Source organism: Allokutzneria albata, assembly GCF_900103775.1.
In the GTDB taxonomy this organism is placed as follows: domain Bacteria; phylum Actinomycetota; class Actinomycetes; order Mycobacteriales; family Pseudonocardiaceae; genus Allokutzneria; species Allokutzneria albata.
The window spans coordinates 4,924,790-4,946,557 of the sequence record NZ_LT629701.1; the positions used below are offsets into that span (position 1 = coordinate 4,924,790).

Consider the following 21,768-nt stretch of genomic DNA (forward strand, 5'->3'; position numbering starts at 1 on the left):
AGCGAGAAAGAACGCCCGAAATCACCTGCTACCGCCATATAGGTGACACCCTTCCCCCATGCCCTAAATGCAGCGGAGGTATTTCCATGTTGAGAACTGCGACGGTCGCCGGTGTGCTGTTAGCCCTGCTGGCGGTGCCGTCACCGGCTTTGGCCGACGACGCGCCGCCTCCGCCCGGAAAGATCACCGTCGACGTGGTCAGCGTCAACGGCTCCGGCTGCCCCGCGGGCACCGCCGCGGTGGCGGTCAACCACGACAACACCGCGTTCACCGTGACCTACAGCCGCTACCTCGCCCAGGCGGGCGGGGGCGCCGACCCCACGGAGATCCGGAAGAACTGCCAGCTCAACCTGAGGGTGAACGTGCCGCACGGCTTCACCTACGCGGTGGCGCAGGCCGACTACCGCGGCTACGCCAACCTGGCCGGCGGCGCGTCCGGCATCGAGCAGGCCAACTACTACTTCACCGGCACCTCGCCCACCGCGCACATCCGGCACACCTTCCGCGGCCCGTTGAACGACAACTGGCAGGCCACGGACAAGACGGCGGTCACCGATCTGGTCTACGCCCCCTGCGGCGAACAGCGCAACCTGAACGTCAACAGCGAGCTGCGGGTGAACAAGGGCAGCTCGACGGGGCACAGCTTCATGTCGATGGACTCCACCGACGGCAGCGTCAACACTATTTATCACTTCGCTTGGAAGAAGTGCGACTAGCATCCCTGCGAAACGCGCACCGGGCGCGACACTTCCATCGGGAGTGTCGCGCCCACGTTTCTTGGCCCCGACAAAAGAACAACGTTTGCATTCAGCTATTCTTGCCACGTGACGAACCCCGCGCACGCTGCTGTCCTCTACTAGCTCCGGCGAGCTAGTTCCCCCAGCGCGCCACGACGCCCGCAGAGGGCGAGGGCGCGTATTCAGGCATCGCCGAGCACAGCAGCGGAAACGGACTCGTGACAACTTCAGCACCCCAGCTCGTCTCGTGGACCGAGGCGGGCCAGCCCCGGACGGCCCCCTGGCGGTCCGCGAACGGCGCACTCCCACCGGTCTCAGTGGTCGCGGTGGACGACACCATCTCGGCCGACCAGGCATACCGGCTCGCCAGAGACGGCGTGGCCATGTTGTGGCGTGGCGACTTCCAGAACGCACGACAGTTGCTTCGCGCACTGGACCGCCGCATCCCTACAGCACCTGCTCCCACGTTCCAGGAACACCGCCAGAACCAAGCACGCCGTGCTCGCCTGCTCGCGAAGGTCTTGGTGCTACTCGACTCCGACTACAGGTTGGACCTAGGGCGTGCACCAGATGTTCGTGACGCGTGCACGGAGGTCTACGGAGACGCAGTGGTTCCGTCCGTAGTGCCACTACGCGAGCTTCTCGGTGTCGTAGGCGCACACGCGTGGCGCAGGAGCGGCGTGCACATCCCGGAGCTCCACGCGCGGATTCATCCGCACTACGGCGTCTTCTCGCCGATTCGGGGCGAGTACATCCGTCTTGTCGCCGAAGCACCTCTACCCGCGCGCACAGTGGCCTTCGACATCGGAACTGGCACTGGTGTGCTTGCCGCGGTGCTGGCGCACCGCGGAGTCAAGCGCGTCATCGCCACTGACCAGGACGCGCGGGCCGTGGCGTGCGCGAGAGAGAACTTGGCCGGACTGGGCTTTAAAGACCGCACAGAGGTGCAACGCGTCGATCTCTTCCCACGCGGACGTGCACCTCTCGTGGTGTGCAACCCGCCGTGGCTCCCTGTACGGCCGACTTCTCCCCTAGAGCGAGCCGTGTACGACCCGGGCAGCCGGATGCTCTACGGCTTCCTCGACCGCCTCGGCAGACACCTCACGCGCGACGGCGAAGGCTGGCTGGTTCTTTCGGATCTCGCCGAACGGCTGGGACTCCGCACGAGAGCGGATCTGCTGGCCGCCTTCGACCGCGCGGGCTTGGAAGTCGTGGGGCGCTCAACGACGACACCGCAGCATCGTCGCGCCTTCTCGTTGGAGACTCCGTTCCACGCGGCACGCGCAGCCGAGGTAACTTCGCTGTGGCGCGTCCGTATGAGAGTGGACACACAACGTCCCGCGACATCCAGGTGTCTTTAAAGCATGAGCAGATCCCCACTTGCCCGCCTGGAGACGTGTTCCCGCCGGGACTACCAGTGGTTCCTCGCAGGCACAGGCGCGGTGCTGGTGGGCGTGCTGTGCTGGCGGCTCGTGGGAAGCCACAGGTTCTATATCGACCTGGAGGTCTACCGCTTCGGTGTGCAGACCTTGTGGAACGGCGGGGACTTGTACGGCCCGATGCCCGCGACTTCGGCGGGCATCGCGTTGCCGTTCATATACCCGCCGTTCTCCACAGTGGTCTTCGCACCGTTCGCGTTGGTATCCAAGGAAATCGCGGTCATCGCTGCGCTCGTGCTGTCCCTCGCAGCCATCGCTGTCACCCTGCACCTCGTGTTCGGCCACGTGCTGCCGGAGGCAACGATGCGGCGAAGGACCGCGCTCACCGCGCTCGTACTGCCGTTGACGATCGCGTTGGAGCCGGTGCGAGCGACGATCGAGTTCGGCCAGGTCAACCTCTGGCTGATGGGCCTGGTCGCCGTCGACTGCCTGGCCCGGAAGCCGCGATGGCCGCGCGGGATGCTGGTCGGCATCGCGGCGGCCATCAAGGTGACTCCTGGCGGCTTCATCTTGTTCTTCTTGCTGCGCAAGGACTTTCGGGCCGTCTTGACCACAGTGGTCACTATCGCGGGCTCAGCGGCGATCGGTTTCGTAGTAGCTCCGGCGGCGTCCGTGCGCTACTGGTCCGACACCGTGCTCGGCGCCTCCGGCCTGAGCGGATCGGCTTTCACGACCAACCAGACCATCGCCGGCGAGCTGTCGCGGCTCGAAGCAGGACCGGTGCTCTCAGCGGTGACGTGGTGCGTGCTGTTGCCATCGATGCTCGCGGCGACGGTCGTCGTCATCCGCCGCGTCGGCCCGGCTGAGGCCGTCGTGGCCAACTGGCGGGCGTGCTCGTGTTGTCGCCGATCTCGTGGTCACACCACTGGGTGTGGATCGTGCCCGCGCTCGTGGTGCTCGGCACGCGGGCACGTCCCTGGCTGGCACTGGTGCCCGTCTTCGTGGTGGGGCCGCATTCGTTGCTCCCGGCGGGTGGGCACCGCGAGGCGAGCTGGACCTGGTGGCAGCACCTGGTCGGCAACACCTACCTGCTGATCGCGCTGCTTGCCCTGTTCTGGACCGCTACGCGGCTCAGCCCATGCTCTTCGCGCCGTCGATCGCCTCTCGGATGATGTCCGCGTGCCCGGCGTGCTGGGCGGTCTCCGCGATGATGTGCATGAGCACGCGCCGCGCGGTCCACTTCGCGCCGGGCTCGAACCAGGGCGCCACCGGCAGCTCGTGCGCCACATCGAGATCGGGCAGCGTCGCGACCAGCTCGTTCGTCGTGCGGGCGACCTCCTCGTAGCGGGCGAGCAGGTTCTCCAGGGTCTGGTCGCCGACCTTGCGGAACCCGTCCGCCCAGTCCTCCCCGGAGTCGTCCCCGGTCATCATGTGCTCGGCCCCGCCGAGGACGAACCGCATCCAGCCCCGCTCGACGTTCATGACGTGCTTGATGAGGCCGCCGATGGTCAGCTCGCTCACCGTGCTGCGGTGCCACGCCTGCTCCTCGGTGAGGTCCCGAGCGGTGTTGCGCAGGAAGAACCGGTTCTTGTCCAGCATCGCGACCAGGTCAGCGCGCTCGCCGGTCAGGGTGGTGGTCTCGGTGCTCGTCATGGCCTCGTCCTTACTCGGTTCGTTGCTGTTGGGACCAAGGTAGAACGCGTAGCGGACAACTTCGGTCCTAAAGGCGAGAAACCTCCTCGACCAGTTTCAGCGCCTCGTTCACGATCAGCTCGGGTTGCTGCAGCGGCACCAGGTGGTCCGCGCGTTCGGCCACGACGTGGCGCCCGCGAGGGATCCGCTCGGCGAGCCGCCGATGTGCCGCGACGAGCACCGACCGCGGCGGGCGCTCCGCGCGGCCACACCGACCCGCCGAGAGCACCGTCACCGGGATGTCCGGCAGCTCCGCCCCCGCCATCAGCTCGCGTAGCCCCGACGCCATCGCCCGCACCTCCGCAGCGCCAGTCCGCAGTGCCCCGTAGCTGACCTCCTCCGAGATCAGCTCAGCGGCCATGTCCGGCGGGAAGTTCCTGTGCAGCACCTTCGTCAGCAGTGGCCGGAGCGCAACAGCCGAGACAGCAGCCAGCGTGTACCCGGCCGCAACCGCGCGGGCTCGTGCGCGATCGTGATACTCCTCGATCTCCTCTTCCACCTGGTCCACCAGCAGGAGCCCGGCGACCAGGGCCGGTTGGCGCTGCGCCACCCAGCGCGCGAGCACGCCACCGAGACTGTGTCCTACTAGGACGAAGCGCGTGTCGTCGTCAGCGCACAGCACGTCTTCAAGGTCTGTCGCCATTCGGCGCAGCCCAGCGGTTGCCGGGTCGCTGCGCCCCAACCCCGCACGGTCGTAGGCGAGCGTTCGGGTGCGTGCCGCCACCTCTCGCTGCACGAGCCCCCACGTGCCGCGGTTCGCGCCCAGCCCCGCTTCGAAGACCACGGTCGGCGAACCAGTGCCGAGCGTGACGTGGTGCAGAAGCCTGCCGTCCCTGGTTCGCGTACGGCCGGGCTCCCCGAATGCGCTACGCCGGAACATGCCCCCAGTCCACCACGACACGGCCGAATGAACTCGCCGAACACGCCAGGTGGAAAAGCGGAAGCGCTGCTATCACTGGACAAATGGAGCGCATCTCGATCGAGCTAGGCAATGTCCAGGAGACGCTGCTCAGCACTCTCTACGCTCGCGCTTTGGAAACCCGGAAGCGGAACGGGATCCTTCGCGACCCGAAAGCCGACGAGATGGTTCGGCGGATCGACTACGACTTCACCAAGTTCGACGGGTCGCCCACCCTCGTCCCTTCGGTGCTGCGCACGCTGATCCTCGACGAGTGGGTGCGCGGTTTCCTTTCCTTGCACCCCCTGGGAACCGTCGTCGAGATCGGCACCGGGCTGAACTCCCGGTTCGAGCGCGTGGACAACGGGCGGACGCACTGGCTCGAGCTGGACCTGCCGGACTCGATGGACCTGCGCAAGCGCTTCTTCACCGAATCGGACCGACGCCGGATGGTCGCCGCTTCGGTACTGGACGACTCCTGGTACGGCATTGTCCGCGAGTTGCCGCCGCCGTACTTCTTCGTGTCCGAGGGAGTTCTGCTCTACCTCCGCGAGGAGGACGTCCGGCGCGCACTCCGGCAACTCGCGCACGGCTTTCCCGGATGCCGCATCGCATTCGACACCGCGGGCCGTTGGATGGTCGAGCACCAGGGTGACGAGATGTTCATGAAGCAAATCGACGCCGAGTACGCGTGGCACTGCGACGACCCCGGAGTGGTGCAGCGCTGGGACATCGGCCTGCGCCTCGCCGAGTCCCGCACGCTGCTCCAGCTCCCCCGCGGCCTTCGCTCCCGCCTGCCGCTGCTTCCCCGCGTGGCGATCGCCGGGATCAGGGCGTTCTACGGCCGGAAGGCCCGCGTCTACCTGCTCAACCTGTTCGAGTCTCAACCGTCCTTGCGGGCCAGCAACCGGTAGGTGTTGCCGCCCTTGCCGCGGCGCAGGAACTGGTGGATCACCTTGTCCGCGATGAAGGCCAGCACGATGAACGGGACGCCCGCCGTCAGCACGGCGATGAAGCGCGCGCGGCGCAGCAGCGTCGGCTCCCCCTTGCTCCACGGCGACCTCGGGTCGTTGCCGAGGTGGTTGAAGGTGATCAACGCCGCGAGCACCAGGTCGTTGGCCTGGTTGGCCTCGCCGAGGTGAACGTCCACAGTGGAGAAACCGCGGTCGGCGAGCGCGCGTTCGAGGTTGCGCCACGGGATCATGTGCTGGTGTTGCGGCTGGAACCACGGCATCCACACCCCGCGCAGGATCCTGCCGAAGCGCGACTCCGGGTTGGGCAGTTCGATCAGTAGATAGCCACCCGCGTCGAGCACCTTGGCCGCGGCGTCCAGCTCCTCGAAGGGCTCCCTGGTGTGCTCCAGGTAGTGGTGCATGCTGATCACGTCGTACTTGCCCGCGAGGTCCTCGGTCAGGTCGGGGAACATGCCCCGGTAGCCGTGCTCCACCCAGCCCCGCCGGACCGCCTCGTCGATGCCGTCGGTCATGTCCAGCCCGTGGAACACGGTCTCCGGCCAGATCTCCTTGGCCTGGTTGCAGAAGTGCCCGTGGCCCGACCCCACGTCCAGCCACGTCCGCGGTGTGGTGAACGGCCGCAGCATCTCCGCCCGTGCCTTGTACCCCTTGACGTTGGAGTCGAAGGCGGCCTCGCTGAGCCCGCTCCCGTAGCCGTCGTAGCAGTCGCGGTAGTAGAACTCCAGCCCCGCGAGCGAAAGACGGGGGTTCTGGAACACGTGGCCGCACTCGCCGCAACGGTCGAGGACGAACCGGCCGGGCTTGTTCTGCATCACGTCGAAGCCGCGCACGTGCTCGGAAAGGTCCTCGGAGCCGCACCACGGGCACGTGTGCCTGCGTGGTTCGAAGAAGCGCTTCGTGCCCTCGGCGAGGTCTCGTCGGTACTGCTCGCGCGTCTCGGCGAACTTCGGGTCGACCGGAACGGTCGTGCGGAGCAAGGCCACCACCGTGCGCCCCCAGCGAAGCGGTCCGAGCACCACGCGGAGCAGCGCGTGCCGGTGCAGGTCCGCCGGACGGATCGGGCTTCCGGCGAAGATCAGGTAGGGCTGGAGGCTGAATGCCGCGAGGGCTCCGAGCCCCCACCACGGCGACACGACCAGCCCGGCGATCAGCAGCGCATAACCGATCGCCGGGCTGACGAGGTCCTTGCGCACGCCATAGTACTTCTCTCGGAGCACTCGAACCCGTTGTTCGACGTCCTCCTCCAGTGCGTCGAGGCCCGGCGCTACCGCGTAGTCCGTGCTGGTGCACGCCAACCGCTTCAATTGGACGGTCAGTCGGGTCAGCTCGGCGCGGGAGAACCCGTCCGCTCGCTCGACGCCTTCGCGCCGGGCGACGTCTTCATCGATCAGGATGGCGTGTCCGGCCCCGCGCGCGTGCGCGAACCGGTCCGCCACGAAGTCCTTGCTCATCCCGCCGTGGGCCAGGTCGATCGCCTGACCGACCGACAACCGGTGCGGCACGAGCTCCAGGACCGAGAGCCCGTGCTCCCGGGCCCACGTGCTCGCGCTGTCCATTGTGGCCTGATCGACCTGGACGCCCTGGGCGGTGAGGAACCGGTGCCGTTCGACGGCGGGCGAGGCCTCATCGCCGAGCACCGGTAGCCAGGAGACCTGGCCCCTGAGCCGGAAAGCGTTGAGCACCAATGCGACTGTCACGATCAGCGGAAGCGCTTCGAACAGACTCACAGCAGTTTCTCCACGTGGTCGGCCGCCGTCACCGTTCCACCGGCGTCGGCGAAAGAGCTCTGGATCTGTTCGGCCGCAGCGCGGTACCCCGGCTGGTCGAGCACGGACAGGATGGCTTCGCGCAGCTCCGCCGGGCGCACCCGGCCGAAGTGCACCCGACGACCGACCCCGGACGCCACCACCTGCTCGGCGATGATCGGTTGGTCGTCTCTGATCGGTGCGACCACCAACGGCAAACCGTTGGCCAGCGACTCGCACACGGTGTTGTGGCCGCCGTGGCAGACGACGGCGGCGCTGTGCTTCAACAGGTCCAGCTGAGGCAGGAATTCGCGCACTCGCACGTGGTCCGGGCTGTGGTCGATGAGTCCGGGCGCCGCGGCGATGCTGACCTGCAGGCGGTGGGCCAGCGGCGCGACCGCGTCGACGACGGTGTTGAGGAACCTCCCGTTGTTCTCTCGGTCGATCGTGCCCATCGAGACGAGGACGTGCTGGCGTCGCGGGTCGAGCCAGTCCCAGTCGTAGTCGCCGACCTCGACCCGCTTGCCCAGCGACGGTCCGACGAAGACGCACTGGCTCGGCACGGTGGCGTTCACCCCGACGAAGCTCTCCGTGGTGTAGGCGAGCACGAGGTGTTCGGAGAACCTCAGATCACCGAGCGCGGCGTCGTCCGGGCGAATCCCCTGCGCCCGCTGGAGCTCGTCGAGCTGGGCGCGGACCCACGCCCCGAACTTGGGCACCATCGTGAAGGGATTGGTCAGTTCGGCGGACGTGGTCGCCGAGGTGATCCACGGCAGGCGGTGCTTGCGCGCGATGAGCGCACCGGCGAGCGCCTGCTGATCGACGACGAGCAGGTCCGCGCCGAACTCGCGAACCGCAGCCTCGACCCCGGCGATCATCCGGCCGGCCAGCGGGACGAGGAAGTCCTTCCACAGGAACTGGAACGCCGCCGGGCCGCGCAGGCCGCGCGAGCGGTCGTACGTCTCGGTCAGCCAGGTTTCGGAACCGGGCCGTTCCGCGGGGAACAGGGTCAGCTCCGGTGGCAGCAACCGGCACACGACCTCGGAATGGCCGACCCAGGCGACCTCGTGCCCACGCTGCGACAACTCCTGCCCGAGCGCCACCGTCGGCAGGACGTGCCCGGCCAGTGGCGGCACCACGAACAGGATCCGGCTCATGACAACCACGTCCTCAGCTGCTCACGTACCTGGCCGGAGGCCTGGGTGAGCATCATGTGCGACTGTCCTTCGAGGACGGTCAGCTCGAAGTGGGGAAGGTGCTTCTGCAACAGGCTCGCGTCGGGCAGCAGATCCGACTCGCTGCCGAAGAGCGCGTGCACCGGTGCCTCGACCGCGGCGAAGCGTTCGGGGGTGAACGGCCGTTCGGCAGCCATGTCGGCGAGCAGGCTCGTCTCGTGGAACAGGCCGAGGAACTGCTTGGTGAGGTTGTCCCACTTGCGGCCCTTGAGGTGGCGGAGCCGGTCGTCGTAGGCACCGGTCCGCGCGATCGACAGGGTGTCCACGATCCGGTCGCCCCAGCCCTCGCTCGGCACGACCGACTCGATCAGCAGCAGGCCCGCCGCCCGGTCGGGGTGCTCGGCCGCGTAGGCCAGTGCCAGTAACCCGCCGTAGCTGTTGCCGACCAGGTGCACCGGACCGCGCACATCGAGTGCCTCGATCAGCGCGTTCAGGTCGGCGACGGAATCGTTCAGGGTGTACCCGGTCGCGGGACGCTCGGAGCGGCCATGCCCGCGCTGGTCGTAGCAGATGGTGTGCGCGCCGAGGTCCGCGGTCGTGGTGGCCAGGGTGAGGTAGAGGCTGGAGAGGTTGTCCACGACGAGGCCGTGCAGGAACACCACCGTCGGCCGGTCATCGGCCGCTCCCGGCTCGGAGTTCGACAGCCGCTGGACGTGGAACCGCAGGTTGTTGGCGAAGACCTCAGTCACGGGCCACGCAGCCGGAGATGTAGGTGACCAGCTCGCCCACGGTGAGTTCGGCGACCTCGGCAACCTCCTTGTCGCCGAGGAAGGCCGCGAAGTTCACCGTGTTCCCGTAGTGCTCCCGGAGTTTCGCCGAGAGGGTCACGAACTCGATGCTTTCCAGTTCGAGATCTCGGTTGAACGAGGTGTCCATGCCGATGTCGACGCCGAGGGCGTAATCCTCGCCGATGACCTCGATCAGCATGTGGCGCACCGTGGCAAGCACGGCGGATTCCGCCGCGTAATCACCGGCGACGTCCGTCAGTTCGGTGGAGCTCATTCATCCTCCTTGACGTCCAGCGCACGAGAAGGACTCCCCGCCGCGCGCAGGGAGAGAGCAGGCGGTAACCAGGTTTGCCTTTGCCCCGGCAAACCGTCCGGAATGGGGATCTGGGGCCCGCTCCTCGGTCACTACCGTGCGGGAGGACGATTGATCTCGCCTGTCGGCGCTCCGACTTTCCGGCTAAATCAACCCGTTTGAATGACGTAGCAAACAGTGGGTTTTAAGCGACCGGTCCGGGCCAGCCCGCCGCGCCGAGTTCCCGGGAGATCGCCCGCGCGGTGTCGCGGACCGCGGACCGCACCGACTCCGCCGGCGGCCATTCGGACATCGGCACGACCACCCCGACCGCGCCTGCCAGCGCACCGGACGCGTCGAAGACGGGCGCGGCGGCCCCGCACTCCCCGAGCACCGCTTCCTCCTGTTCGACGGCGTAGGCGTCCACGCGCACCCGCTCCAGGTGCTCGGCCAGATCGTCCGGTTCGACGATGGTCTCCGCGGTCATGCTGCGCAGCGGCCCGTCCCCGAGGAGCGCACGGGCCCGGCCCGGCAGGTAGGCCAGCGCGGCCTTGCCGAGTGCGCAAGCGTGCGCGGGGATGACGATGCCGACCTCCGGCATCTGGCGCGAGCCGTCCGGTCGTGGCGAGTGGTGGACGACCAGCACCTCGTCGAGCATCAGCACGCCGGTCCGCACGGCGAAGCCGGTCCTGGCGGACAGTTCGTCCGACCACGCGATCGCGTGCGAGCGCAGCTCGAGCGTGTGCAGGTAGACGGTGCCGAGTTTGAGGACCGCCGGCCCGAGCCGGTACTGCGCCGACGCCCGGTCCTGCACCACCATGCCGTGCGCGACCAGCGTCTTCACGATGCCGTGGACCGTCGACGGCGGGAGTTCGAGCCGGGCGGAGAGCTCCGAGAGGCTGATCCGGCGGGCACCGTGCAGGACGCCGAGAACGCGGATGGCGCGGTCGACGGACTGGATCACCACGTCCTCCCTGGCGTGAGGCAAGGACTTTACAACACCGCCCGCCGGAGCTACCGTCCGTTCGTCATTTCGACATTGTCGAAATGATTTCTGACTCGCGGATGCCCAACGACGGGAGAGCGATGAGCGCACGGCAGTTCGTCAACGATCCGGACGAGTTCGTTTCCCAGGCGCTGGAGGGGCTCCAGCTCGCGCATCCACACCTGGTCGAGGTCAGCACCGACCCGGCCCTGGTGTTGCGCGTCGTGAAGGACGGCGCCCCACCGAAGGTCGCCCTGGTGTCCGGCGGTGGGTCCGGCCACGAACCACTGCACACCGGTTTCGTCGGCCCCGGGATGCTCGACGCGGCAGTGCCCGGAGCGGTGTTCGCGAGCCCGACCGCGTACCAGATCCGCGCAGGCATCAAGGCGGCCGACCGCGGTCGCGGCGTCCTGCTGATCGTGAAGAACTACACCGGTGACGTGCTCAACTTCTCCATCGCCGCGGAGCTCGCTCGCGAGGAGAACATCGATGTGGAGATCGTCCTGGTCGACGACGACCTCGCGACGGACGGCGGTGACGAAGGCGGCCCGGGACGCAGAGGAACGGCCGCGGTGGTCGCGGTGGAGAAGATCTGCGGCGCTGCCGCGGAGCGCGGTGCGTCCCTGACGGAGCTGGCCGAACTCGGACGGCGAGTCGTCTCGAATTCGCGCACGATGGCGCTCGCACTTCAGGCATGCACTCATCCCGGCCAGCAACGCCCGTCGTTCGACCTGGCCGACGACGAGGTGGAGTTCGGAGTCGGCATTCACGGTGAGCGCGGCATCGGGCAGCGCCCCTACGGCCCCGCCAGCGAACTCGTCCCTGCGCTCACCAAGCCCGTTGTCGACGCACTCGGTCTGACGCGCGACGCCTCGGTGATCGCGATCGTCAACGGTCTCGGTTCGACGCACGCACTGGAGCTTTCTGTCGTGCACCGCGAGCTTGCAGCGTTCTTGGACGGCATCGGGGTGCGCATCGAGCGCGCACTCGTCGGCTCGTACGTGACAGCGCTGGACATGCGGGGCTGCTCCATCACGTTGGTGCGTTGCGACTCCGCGCTGCTCGAACTGTGGAACGCCCCGGTCCATACGCCCGCACTCGCCTGGTGACAAGGAGCCCTGGATGACCACCCTCACCACCGAACACGCTCGCGCCTGGGCGGACCGGTTCGTCGCTGTCGGCGCCGAGCGCGACTCCGAGCTGACGGAACTCGATCGTCAGGCGGGCGACGGCGATTACGGCACGAATCTCCGCTCCGCGTTGCGCAGAGCTGCGGTCAATCTGTCAGCTGGAGCGGATTCTCCACATGAGGTGTTCCTCGCGGTTTCGGAGGCTTTCCTCAACACGGGTGGCACCAGCGGCCCGTTGTTCGGCATGTGGTTCCGCGAATTCGCCAAGGCCGCCAAGGAAAGGGACGTCACGGCCGCAGTGCTCGGAGAAGCCGCGACGAACGCCGTAGCGGTCGTGCAGCGCCTCGGCAAGGCGGAGGTCGGGCACAAGACGATGGTGGACGCGATGGTTCCCGCTGCCGAAGCCCTCAGCGCCGCAGCCGCCCGCGGAGCCACCGTCTCGGATGCCCTGGCCGAAGCCGCGTCTGCCGCGCACGCGGGCGCTGCGTCAACCGAGAAGCTGCTCGCCAAACGCGGTCGCGCGAGCTACGTCGGAGAACACGCTCGCGGGGTGATCGACCCGGGCGCTCTCACCGTTGCGTACTTCTTCGACGCAGCCGCTCCCTCCCAGGGCTGAGCTACAACATCTCTCGGCGACCAGGGGGCGTCCCGCCCAGGAGGTCGTTCTGACCAATTGGGCCCGGACCGTCACTCCGGGTGATAGGAAAGCCAGGTGATCTCCGACGCCAGCAGCGCAACCCCTACCTCGTTCGACGACCTCGACTCCTACATCGCTCTGCCCAGGATCGAAGGCCTTCGCCTCGCACCGGACGGACGCAGGCTCGTCGTGGGCGTGGCGCTTCCGGACGCGGAAAACGCCCGCTACACCAAGGCTTTGTGGGAGGTCGACCCCGATGGTCGGCGGCCGGCGCGGCGGTTGACGCGCAGCGAGCAGGGCGAGACCGCGGTCGCGTTCGGCCCTGACGGCGACCTGCTCTTCCTGTCGTCGCGGCCGCGTCCGGACAGCGATGAGGACACGGCCAAGACGGCGCTGTGGTCGCTGCCTGTGAACGGGGGCGAGGCGAGGGTCATCGCGAGTCCCGCCGGGGGCGTTCGAGGCGTCGTGGTCAGCGAGAACGGGACCGTCGTGTTCGGCTCGGACATGATGCCTTCCGCCCCTGACTTCGTCTCGGACAAAGAAATCCGAAGCGCTCGGCGGAAGGCGGGCGTGTCGGTGATCCTGCACGAGGAGAACCCGATCCGGTTCTGGGACCACGACCTCGGGCCGGACCGCACTCGGCTTCTGGCGACCACCCTGACCGGGGACAGCGGCGAGATCACCGATGTCACCGGGCACGTCGGCCGGGCACTGTGGGACAGCAGCTCCTGGGACATCACGCCAGACGGCAGCACTGCGGTCGCCTCGTGGGCGGTCGCCGAAGCCCGTGGCGCACAGCGGCAGATCCTCGTCGCGATCGACTTGGCGACCGGAGACCGGCGCACGCTGGTCGACGATGTCGCACACCAGTACGGCGCGCCTCGGGTGTCGCCGACCGGGGAACACGTCGCGTTCGAGGTCAACGAGCGGTGCACGCCAGAAGGCCCCGGGGACAACTGGTTGGCCGTCGTCCCGGTCGCGGGCGGCGAGGTGCGGCACGTGGCCGAGAACTGGGACCGCTGGCCGCACATCGCCTGCTGGAGCCCGGACGGCGCGGCTCTCGTGGTCGTCGCCGCCGACCACGGTCGCGCGCCCGTCTGGCGAGTGGATATCGAGACCGGGGAGGCGACTCGGCTCACCTTGGACGACGCCGCGTACTCCGATGTTCAGATCTCGCAGGACGGCAAGATCTACGCGCTCCGCTCGGCGGTCGACAGTCCGCCTGCGCCGGTCCGCATCAGTGAGTCCGGCGTCGAGCCGCTGCGAGGACCCGCCGAGGTGCTCAAGGCTCAGTACGACCTGCCGGGGCGGCTGGAGGAAATCACGATCACCGCCGCGGACGGCACGCCGGTGCGCGGGTGGCTCGCGCTTCCGCACGACGCGAGCGCGGACACGCCCGCACCACTCGTGCTGAAGATCCACGGCGGGCCGGTCATGTCGGTCAACTCCTGGTCATGGCGCGCCAATCCATGGGTCTACGTCGCCAAGGGATACGCGGTCCTGATGCCCGATTTCGCGCTGTCCATCGGCTACGGACTGGATTTCGTGCGGCGCGGCTGGGGCCAGTGGGGCGGCAAGCCCTACACGGACCTCATGGAGATGACCGATGCCGCACAGCAGCGCGCTGACGTGGATTCCTCCAGAGCAGCGGTGGTCGGTGGCTCCTTCGGCGGATACATGGCGAACTGGGTCGCCGGGCACACCGACAGGTTCTCGGCGATCGCCAGCCACGCGTCCGTGTGGCACTTGGACACGGCGGCAGACGTGGAGTACGAGTTCCGCCGGGAAATGACGCCCGAGGTGATGGACGCCAACTCCCCGCACAACTTCGTCGACGCCATCAGCACGCCGATGTTGCTGCTGCACGGTGACCGGGACTACCGCGTGCCGATCGGCGAGGCGATGCGGCTGTGGTGGGATCTCGCGGCCCGGCTGCGGGCCGAGGACGGATCAGGGCCACACAAGTTCCTGTACTTCCCGGACGAGAACCACTGGATCCTCTCCCCGACCCATTCGAAGATCTGGTACTCGACGATCATCGCGTTCTTCGACCACCACGTGCTCGGAAAGGATTGGCAGCGGCCGTATTTGCTCGGCTGATCCAGGGATCCACGGCCAGCGCGCCCAATCGCCACGGGCCGGGCGCGCACCGTGGCTCTTCCGCCGCGTGCGCGTCGCTCGTCGAGTTGACGGTATCTTGGCCCGCAGACCGGGGCTACGTCGAGGAGTGCCATGGCTCGGCTCAGCAGGGCGCAAACCCAGGCGAACAGCCGGGCCAAGATCCTGGCGGCCGCGCGAGACGAATTCGCTGAACGCGGGTTCCGCGATGCCAAGATCGATGCCATTGCCGAGCGCGCCGGTTTCACCAGAGGCGCTGTCTACTCGAACTTCCCGGGCAAGAGAGCGCTTTACTTCGCGGTGCTGGCCAACCTCTCTGAGAACGCTCCGATGCCGCCCCACGCCGAGCCGAGTCTGACCGCTCAGGAGGCTTTGGGAGCGATCGCGCGCGCATGGGTAGCGCGGCTGCCGTTGGCCGATATCGGCGAACGGGACGGTTCTGGCCGGCTGAGCATGGACTTGATGCCGGAAGTCACGGCCGAAACCCGCACGCGCCTGCCCTACACGCAGCTGATGCGGTTGAACGCGGTCCTGCTCGGCCTCGCCTTGGAACGCCTGGAACCGCGCCGCGGCCGCATGGTGCGCATCGCCGAGACAGCACTCACCACACTGCACGGTGCGACACAGATGGCCGCCGCCGCGCCCGGCTTCGTGGAGCCCTTCAACGTCGTGAAGGCGTGTGAGCAGCTGGCGGCCCTCGACCTCGCCGACTCCTGGCCGACGCCGCCGATCATCGCGCCGGTCAAGCACGTTGATGAACCGTGGTCACCACCATCCACGATCAACTCGCTTCGCTCGGAGCCCGCCGATTTGAGCAGCGACGGAGTGGTGGCTGTCCTTGGGCTGCACCGGCTTTCCGCGGCAGAAGAAGTCGTTCGGGCTGCGCGCGCCCACGACAAGATCACAGTCGCGGTGGTGACCAGCGACCCTGCCGAGCTCACGCCGCTGGCGCGGCTCGCGGTCGCGGACCTGTGGCATTGCCTCCGACAGGCTTTCCCAGAGCCCGCGTGGCCGAGCATTCAGCTGGTCTTCGACGCGGACGCCGAACTCGCCGCCGCCGCGGGGGTGCCAGCCGTCAGCGACGTGACCGAGGTGGCCGTGCGGTTCACCCGAGGACGGATCATCGCCCGTTCAGAGGGATACGGCGCATGCCACTCCGCCACCTCGGTCACCGTCGATCAGTCAGCGAGGACTACCGGCTCCATCTGACGCACGTACTCCTGATCGGCAACGACCTCGATCGCCAGGATCCGGCCCCCTGCCACGACGAAGTCCAGAAGGACACGCGGGTTGCCACCAGGTGCCCACGCCGCGCCAACAACGCCGTCGAACAGCACGGGACGCGCCTCCTGCGCGCGTCCGAGGAACGCGTCAGCCACCGCAGAGGCACCGCGAACCTCGCTCGCAAGCGGCGGAGCGCCCTGGTCCTTGGCTGCGGCGGACAGGGCAACGGCGACTTCGTCGGCTCGGAGCACAACGTCAGGATCAAGCACGGCAAGCAGCGCCTGGAAGTCACCTTCGCGGGAGGCAGCAAGGAACGCCTCGACGACTTCCCTCTGACGCGCTTGATCTGCCTCGCCTTCGTGTGAAGCGCCACGCACGCGCCTCCGCGCACGACTGGCCAGTTGCCGCGCTGCGGCAGGACTGCGACCGACAATCGGGGCGATCTCCTCGAACGGCACACCGAACATGTCGTGCAGGACAAAGGCCAGCCGCTCAACGGGCGCGAGGGTATCCAGCACCACAAGCAGTGCCAGCCCGACCGAGTCAGCCTGGAGCGCCTGGTGCTCTGGGTCGACGCGGTCGGGCTGTTCTGGCACGCGCGCGTCCAAGGGCTCTTCCCGCCGTGATGCACGGGAACGCAGCATGTCCAGGCACACTCGACTGACAACTGTGGTGAGCCATCCGCTCAGGTTGCGCACATCGCTCGTGTCGGCCCGGCTCAGCCGTAGCCACGCCTCCTGAACGGCGTCCTCGGCTTCACTCACCGAACCGAGCATCCGGAACGCCACCGAACGCAGATGACTGCGGTTCTCCTCGAACTGCCCTGCAAGCCAGTTGTCGTCGTTCACCCTTGGCATCCTCCGCTCCTGTCCTCTATGACACTGACGAACAGGAGCGGAATGTTGTGACAGCGTTCTCGAACGACACGCTGCGCGAGCGTTCAGCTCATCTCGAACCGAGGTTGTCGGCGCGACCGCGACCGCCGATGAAGCCAAGCGCGATCATGCCGAGGGCAAGCACGAAGTGCAGCCAGTTGTCCGCGGTGTTGAGCGGCACGAAGTTCGCTCCACTGTCGTGGTCGATGACCAAGCCGTAGAGCCACAACACGAGGTATACCAAGCCGCCGCCGATCAGGAAGGCCTTGGCGCCGGAGAGGCTTCTGGCCATCGCAAGCCCGGCCACTCCGAACAACAGGTGGACGATGTTGTGCAGAATCGACACCTGGAACACCCCGAGAAGCAGTGCCTCGGAGTGGTGGCCGGCGAACTGCAATGTCTCGTAGTTCGTAGTCACACCGGGAATGAAGCCGAGAACGCCGACGAGCAGGAAGACCACGCCGACGATCATCGCCAGCGTCTGGACAAGCGAACGCGATCCTGTGGTCGATACGTGAGAAGTGGACACAACTCCTCCATTGAAGCTCGCAGCAACGGTTCGTTGCCGTGTGCCGGACGTCTACCCGCCTTGCGGCTCGATACACACAGCCCGCCGAGTTCGCAACGGAGCTGGTACGAGCCGAGTCCCGTGGATACCTCTCACCAGGAAGAACTGTCGCGACGAGTCCCTGTTCCGCTAGGCCGCGGCGTTGCCTCCCGCTTGACCACAACCCAAGAACTGTAGCTCCGAGAGACGCCGACGCCACACTTACTATCCACAGGTACGCGGCAGTCTCGATAATGAGGACGTGTTTTATGGGGAATTGTGGATAACTCGACAGATGGGGCTTGATCAACTTTTTCCGGTCGTAGGGTCGTCTCATGAACGATCCCAGAATCACTCGTGAGCTCGAGGACGCGTTCCGCGGCTTGTGCGCCGCACAGGCGCGGTTCGCTGAGTCCCTGGCCAAGCACGCCGAGCGCGTGGGCAAGCGCGATGCGCCGTACTTCAAAGACGAGGTCGGAGCCATGCTGGCGATGTCGATACATCGCGCCAACAAGTTGTTGTCCCAAGCCCAGACAGTGACCTCGCGTCCGGCGGTCTTCCACGCCTTGCGCGAGGGAAAGATCGACATGGGCAAGGCCCTGTTGATCGTCAGTCAGGTCAAGCTGCTCTCCGGAGAACAGGCCGACCTGGCAGAGGCGAAGCTCTTGGCGTACGCACCGACCCGCACCTACGTCTCCGTACGGCGGCTCGCACGGCAGCTCGTCCTCAAGTTGAACCCGGAAGCCGGGCAGGAACGTCACGCGGAGAAGTCCAGACAGCGCAAGGTGGAAAAGACGAACCTCGACGACGGCATGTGCGTACTCCGCGTGCTGCTCACCTCTGTCAGTGGAGCGCTGGTGTGGGATCGCATCGACCGCCTCGCGCGCAGCGCCGCCGTGCCTGGGGACCCCCGAACCCTGGATCAGAAGCGAGCGGATGTCGCACTCGACCTGCTGCTGGGCAAGGCCACCTCAGCTCCTCAAGGCCGACCGGACGTCCAGGTCACCGTGCCCCTCAGCACACTGATGGGCCTCAACGACGATCCCGGTGCGCTCGCCGGGTATGGCCCGATCCCCGCATCGGTCGCCAGGGAAATCGCGGCCGGCGGGACGTGGAAGCGAATCCTCACCGATCCGGCCACGGGCATCGCTCTGGACAGGGGACGGACAGAGTACGAGCCCTCAGAAGCGTTGAAGGAGTTCGTCAAGGTCCGCGACGGCATCTGCTCGGCGATCGGTTGCAACCAGCCCGCGAGCAAGTGCGTCATCGACCATTGCAAGCCGGCCGACGGCACAGAACTGTCAGCTTCGGACATCAAACCCACATGCACGTACCACTTGCGCATGCGTCACGAGTCCGGCTGGGAGTGCCACCACCTGTCCGACGGCAGGCACTTCTGGGCGACGCCGTCCGGGCGCGTCTACGAAAGCGAGTCCGAGCCGATCGGCGACCCGAAACCGTCCCAGGGCATGCCATCGGACGATCCGGGGCCGCATGCGGCTTGAGAAGCGAGCCGCCCCGGCTGCTTCGGCACAGCAGACCGTGCCCACGCGCCAAGAGCAAGGCTGACACCACTATGCGGTAAAGCGATCTCGACAGTGCGGCGTCTGAAGAGGTGAAGGCCACCCAGCAGGAATAGCTGCGGCAATGCTGCCGTTGCCTCCGGTGGCCTTCAGGTGGAAGACCGTCGCACGGAGGGGGTCGCGCATGCTGCATTCCAGAAGCAGCGATCTGGACGGTGAGCAACCGGGCTGGGCGCTGGTCGAGCCCCTGTACATGGCACATCGACCCGCTGCTCGTGCGGCAGCGGCTTCGATCCTCGGCCCCGCACACGATGTGGAGGACATCATCCAGGACGCCACTGTCAAGGCGGCACAACGCATTCACACATTGCGCGACTCGGCAAGGGCACGCAGCTGGTACCTGGCGATCGTGAGCAGGCAAGCGCTCGACCGGTGGCGGCAGCGAGCGCGGCAGCATCAGCGCACAGCGACGTCATCGCTCGACCAACTGGCTGACGGGTTGGAGGCGGGCCAGAACTCAGTTCGGGTGCTGCCGGTCGAGGACTACCCGGACCTGCGGCTGGCTTTCGAGTTCATCGACACGCTGCCCGGAAAGCAACGAGCCGCATACCTGTTGCGCCACTACTTCGGCATGGATCGCGACTCCATCGCGGAGGTGCTGGGCTGCGGCGCGGCGACGGTGTCAGTGCACCTGTTCCGAGCACAGGCCAAAGTGGACAAGGAGTTTCGGTGACTGCAGCTGTGGCCAACGACGATTTCGACTGGGACGACGACGAAACGCTGCGACGAGCGCGACGGGACGCCGACCAGAGCGTGACGACCGACTCGGTTCGTGCCTTCATCAGACAGATCGGCAAGGTCGCCCTCCTCAACGCCGAGCAGGAGGTCGAACTCGCCCGCCGCATCGAGGCGGGCCTCTACGCGGCCGAAAAGTTGGACAGCGATGTCGAGCTCAGCGATCAGGCTCGACGGGATCTGCGGTGGATCGTCCGCGACGGTGAGCGGGCCAAGAACCACCTGCTGGAGGCCAACCTCCGCCTCGTGGTCTCCCTCGCCAAGCGCTACACCGGCCGCGGCATGGCCTTCCTCGACCTCATCCAGGAAGGCAACCTCGGCCTCATCCGCGCCGTCGAGAAGTTCGACTACACCAAAGGATTCAAGTTCTCCACCTACGCCACGTGGTGGATCCGCCAGGCCATCACCCGCGCCATGGCCGACCAGGCCCGCACCATCCGCATCCCGGTGCACATGGTCGAGGTCATCAACAAGCTCGGCCGCATCCAGCGCGAGCTGCTCCAGGACCTGGGCCGCGCTCCGTCGCCCGACGAGCTGGCCAAGGAAATGGACATCACCCCCGAGAAGGTCCTGGAGATCCAGCAGTACGCCCGCGAACCTGTCTCACTGAACCAGACCATCGGCGATGAGAGCGACTCCCAGCTCGGTGACTTCATCGAGGACACGGACGCTGTGGTGGCGTTCGACGAGATCTCCTTTACGTTGCTCCGAGACGAGCTCTCGTCGGTGCTGGCGACGCTGTCCGAGCGCGAGGCGGGCGTGGTGCGGCTGCGCTTCGGCCTCACCGACGGCCAGCCCCGCACCCTCGACGAGATCGGCCAGGTCTACGGCGTGACGCGGGAACGCATCCGCCAGATCGAGTCCAAGACCATGTCGAAGCTGCGCCACCCGTCCCGGTCCCAGGTGCTGCGCGACTACCTCCCCTAGACGAGCTCCACATGCACTCCTTCGTACGGACACAACTCCATGTCCAAGTGGAGGCACCGTGCTGTCTGTCCGAAGTGGACGCGAGATGGACGCCGGCTGGTGGCGGAACGACCCGAGTCGGGTTGCGCCGAAGTGGAGGACCACGGCGGCCGCATCGAACCGCGGGTATCCCATGCAGTCAACGGGAAGATCTGGGAGGGCCACGAAGCCGCGCTGTAGCAAGACGTTGTTGTTCCTGCGGATTTCGACGAGCTTCGGTAGAGGTTCAGCACGGAGTCGGCGTCGGTGAGTTGGTCCGCGACGTTGCCGGGTAAACCGAGTTCGTTGCCGTAGTAGAGGGTCTGAGTTCCTCGTAGGGTCCGCAAGAGCATTGCCGCGAGGCGAACGCTGTTGGGATCGTTACTGGTTGCCGGTCTCGGTCGATCGTGATTGGACAGCACGTAGTTCGGCCAGCTCTCTTCACCGAGCGCGTTCCTGAGCTTGGACACTTGCCAGCAGCTCCTTCGCGTTCCACGGCGCCTCGATGATGTGGAGGTTGAATGGGAGGTGGAGTTCGTTTCAGGCGAGCGCCGAAGAACTGGCTCCACCTTTCCCACGGCATGACTTCGATCTCACCGATGACCATCGCCTTGTAGGCGTCGAGCACTGCCCCGATCTCGCGGAGATAGCCGTGCAGGTCCGGGTGTAGGCGATCATGGATGTGCCACGTCGATGCGAATGCCGTCTACGCCCAGTTCGGGGTGAGCGCCGCGCCGGCGCGCGAAGCACTTCGGCAACTGGAGAGCGAGGGGCTGGTCGTCCACAATCCCAACCGCGGTGCGTTCGTGACGGAAATCAGCGTCGACGGGCTTCGCGGCGTCCTGCTCCCGATTCCGCTCCGGCTGGGCGGTACGCGGCGCACGAGGCAACAGACCGAGCGCGTGGATCGCACTCGAAGCTGTGGTCGCGACGATGCGCGAGGCGGCGGAGCGCAGAGGCCTGCGGGCAGGTCACCGAAGCGAACCTCGCCCTCCGCCTCACCCTGGTGGCCGCCGCGGACTCGCTGCACACCTCGCAGCTGTGGGTCGGGATCGAGTCACGGCTGCGTATGCAGTTCCAGCGCCTGGGAGCATCGCGGAGATGGCTCCCCGCCATCGTCGACGAGCGCGACGCACTCCTCGAAGTGCTCCGTTCCGGCGAAAGCGCCGCGATCGAGGCCGCACTCGAAGAGCACATCGTCACGGCCGCTGAGCGTGCCGTTGACGGTTAGGCACATCGCGCTGGTGTGAGACTTTGGTCAAGTCGGCAGTCGAACCATCTATTGACAATCCCAGATTCAGTTCCCCAC

At 67.0% G+C, this 21,768-nt stretch carries 21 protein-coding genes and 2 pseudogenes; 13 read left to right on the top strand and 10 right to left on the bottom strand.

The window, feature by feature from the left end; all coding sequences use genetic code 11:
- Window positions 1–86 precede the first annotated feature (86 nt).
- From BLT28_RS22070 to BLT28_RS22080, 3 genes are all read left to right on the top strand, one after another.
- On the top strand, window positions 87–716 hold the full coding sequence (locus BLT28_RS22070; RefSeq protein ID WP_030428847.1) for a DUF4360 domain-containing protein: 630 nt from the start codon (window positions 87–89) through the stop codon (window positions 714–716).
- 347 nt (window positions 717–1,063) lie between these two features.
- On the top strand, window positions 1,064–2,098 hold the full coding sequence (locus tag BLT28_RS22075; RefSeq protein ID WP_322788477.1) for a class I SAM-dependent methyltransferase: 1,035 nt from the start codon (window positions 1,064–1,066) through the stop codon (window positions 2,096–2,098).
- Between the two features lie 3 nt (window positions 2,099–2,101).
- Complete coding sequence (locus tag BLT28_RS22080; RefSeq protein WP_081900203.1) at window positions 2,102–3,211, top strand: glycosyltransferase family 87 protein; 1,110 nt, start codon at window positions 2,102–2,104, stop codon at window positions 3,209–3,211.
- Window positions 3,212–3,247: 36 nt separating this feature from the next.
- On the opposite strand, the gene BLT28_RS22085 is transcribed toward BLT28_RS22080, so the two are convergent.
- Together BLT28_RS22085 and BLT28_RS22090 are read right to left on the bottom strand one after the other, a co-directional pair.
- Entirely contained in the window at window positions 3,248–3,769 is a 522-nt protein-coding gene (locus BLT28_RS22085; RefSeq protein ID WP_030428845.1) for a DinB family protein, read from the bottom strand.
- Between the two features lie 67 nt (window positions 3,770–3,836).
- A complete protein-coding gene (locus tag BLT28_RS22090) occupies window positions 3,837–4,592 on the bottom strand; it encodes an alpha/beta fold hydrolase (RefSeq protein ID WP_162184822.1) in 756 nt (251 codons plus the stop codon).
- A gap of 179 nt (window positions 4,593–4,771) precedes the next feature.
- On the opposite strand from BLT28_RS22090, the gene BLT28_RS22095 reads away from it, so the two are divergent.
- Window positions 4,772–5,620: a class I SAM-dependent methyltransferase gene (locus tag BLT28_RS22095; protein ID WP_030428843.1), complete on the top strand. Its 849-nt coding sequence runs from the start codon at window positions 4,772–4,774 to the stop codon at window positions 5,618–5,620.
- Here BLT28_RS22095 and BLT28_RS22100 read toward each other — a convergent pair.
- The 5 genes from BLT28_RS22100 to BLT28_RS22120 all read right to left on the bottom strand — a co-directional run bounded on the left by BLT28_RS22100 (window position 5,590) and on the right by BLT28_RS22120 (window position 10,644).
- Complete coding sequence (locus BLT28_RS22100) at window positions 5,590–7,407, bottom strand: class I SAM-dependent methyltransferase (RefSeq protein WP_052407158.1); 1,818 nt, start codon at window positions 7,405–7,407, stop codon at window positions 5,590–5,592. The two genes, BLT28_RS22095 and BLT28_RS22100, sit on opposite strands and share 31 nt — an antisense overlap.
- Window positions 7,404–8,582: a glycosyltransferase gene (locus tag BLT28_RS22105; protein ID WP_030428841.1), complete on the bottom strand. Its 1,179-nt coding sequence runs from the start codon at window positions 8,580–8,582 to the stop codon at window positions 7,404–7,406. The genes BLT28_RS22100 and BLT28_RS22105 overlap by 4 nt, the downstream gene beginning before the upstream one ends.
- Complete coding sequence (locus BLT28_RS22110) at window positions 8,579–9,349, bottom strand: alpha/beta fold hydrolase (RefSeq protein WP_043811047.1); 771 nt, start codon at window positions 9,347–9,349, stop codon at window positions 8,579–8,581. The genes BLT28_RS22105 and BLT28_RS22110 overlap by 4 nt, the downstream gene beginning before the upstream one ends.
- The gene (locus BLT28_RS22115) at window positions 9,342–9,662 is read right to left on the bottom strand and encodes an acyl carrier protein (protein ID WP_052407157.1); all 321 of its coding nucleotides are present in this window, start codon (window positions 9,660–9,662) and stop codon (window positions 9,342–9,344) included. Before BLT28_RS22115 ends, BLT28_RS22110 begins: the two co-directional genes overlap by 8 nt.
- Window positions 9,663–9,885: 223 nt before the next feature.
- A complete protein-coding gene (locus BLT28_RS22120; RefSeq protein ID WP_030428838.1) occupies window positions 9,886–10,644 on the bottom strand; it encodes an IclR family transcriptional regulator in 759 nt (252 codons plus the stop codon).
- 122 nt (window positions 10,645–10,766) lie between these two features.
- Between BLT28_RS22120 and BLT28_RS22125 the strand changes: the two genes are divergently transcribed.
- From BLT28_RS22125 to BLT28_RS22140, 4 genes are all read left to right on the top strand, one after another.
- A complete protein-coding gene (locus tag BLT28_RS22125) occupies window positions 10,767–11,774 on the top strand; it encodes a dihydroxyacetone kinase subunit DhaK (protein ID WP_030428837.1) in 1,008 nt (335 codons plus the stop codon).
- A gap of 13 nt (window positions 11,775–11,787) precedes the next feature.
- Entirely contained in the window at window positions 11,788–12,411 is a 624-nt protein-coding gene (dhaL, locus tag BLT28_RS22130) for a dihydroxyacetone kinase subunit DhaL (protein ID WP_030428836.1), read from the top strand.
- A 96-nt stretch (window positions 12,412–12,507) separates the two neighbouring features.
- Window positions 12,508–14,532 (top strand): S9 family peptidase, encoded by a 2,025-nt coding sequence (locus BLT28_RS22135; protein ID WP_030428835.1) that lies wholly within the window; start codon window positions 12,508–12,510, stop codon window positions 14,530–14,532.
- A 132-nt stretch (window positions 14,533–14,664) separates the two neighbouring features.
- The gene (locus tag BLT28_RS22140; RefSeq protein WP_030428834.1) at window positions 14,665–15,759 is read left to right on the top strand and encodes a TetR/AcrR family transcriptional regulator; all 1,095 of its coding nucleotides are present in this window, start codon (window positions 14,665–14,667) and stop codon (window positions 15,757–15,759) included.
- On the opposite strand, the gene BLT28_RS22145 is transcribed toward BLT28_RS22140, so the two are convergent.
- Entirely contained in the window at window positions 15,729–16,622 is an 894-nt protein-coding gene (locus BLT28_RS22145) for a sigma-70 family RNA polymerase sigma factor (RefSeq protein ID WP_081900201.1), read from the bottom strand. The two genes, BLT28_RS22140 and BLT28_RS22145, sit on opposite strands and share 31 nt — an antisense overlap.
- 97 nt (window positions 16,623–16,719) lie before the next feature.
- A complete protein-coding gene (locus BLT28_RS22150; RefSeq protein ID WP_052407155.1) occupies window positions 16,720–17,121 on the bottom strand; it encodes a DUF4383 domain-containing protein in 402 nt (133 codons plus the stop codon).
- A 410-nt stretch (window positions 17,122–17,531) separates the two neighbouring features.
- Here BLT28_RS22150 and BLT28_RS22155 point away from each other — a divergent pair, with 410 nt between their 5' ends.
- From BLT28_RS22155 to BLT28_RS22165, 3 genes are all read left to right on the top strand, one after another.
- Complete coding sequence (locus tag BLT28_RS22155) at window positions 17,532–18,701, top strand: DUF222 domain-containing protein (protein WP_030428831.1); 1,170 nt, start codon at window positions 17,532–17,534, stop codon at window positions 18,699–18,701.
- Between the two features lie 142 nt (window positions 18,702–18,843).
- Entirely contained in the window at window positions 18,844–19,452 is a 609-nt protein-coding gene (locus tag BLT28_RS22160; protein WP_030428830.1) for an RNA polymerase sigma factor, read from the top strand.
- A complete protein-coding gene (locus tag BLT28_RS22165) occupies window positions 19,383–20,441 on the top strand; it encodes an RNA polymerase sigma factor (protein ID WP_157376098.1) in 1,059 nt (352 codons plus the stop codon). Before BLT28_RS22160 ends, BLT28_RS22165 begins: the two co-directional genes overlap by 70 nt.
- Here the strand turns inward: BLT28_RS22165 and BLT28_RS42905 are convergent.
- The gene (locus BLT28_RS42905; protein ID WP_156050774.1) at window positions 20,438–21,037 is read right to left on the bottom strand and encodes an alpha-amylase family glycosyl hydrolase; all 600 of its coding nucleotides are present in this window, start codon (window positions 21,035–21,037) and stop codon (window positions 20,438–20,440) included. The two genes, BLT28_RS22165 and BLT28_RS42905, sit on opposite strands and share 4 nt — an antisense overlap.
- A 102-nt stretch (window positions 21,038–21,139) precedes the next feature.
- Between BLT28_RS42905 and BLT28_RS42085 the strand changes: the two are divergent.
- Window positions 21,140–21,256, top strand: a pseudogene (locus BLT28_RS42085) (GntR family transcriptional regulator); the annotation flags it as partial.
- Window positions 21,257–21,342: 86 nt separating this feature from the next.
- Window positions 21,343–21,690: pseudogene (locus BLT28_RS22175) on the top strand (FCD domain-containing protein); the annotation flags it as partial.
- Window positions 21,691–21,768: the final 78 nt, after the last annotated feature.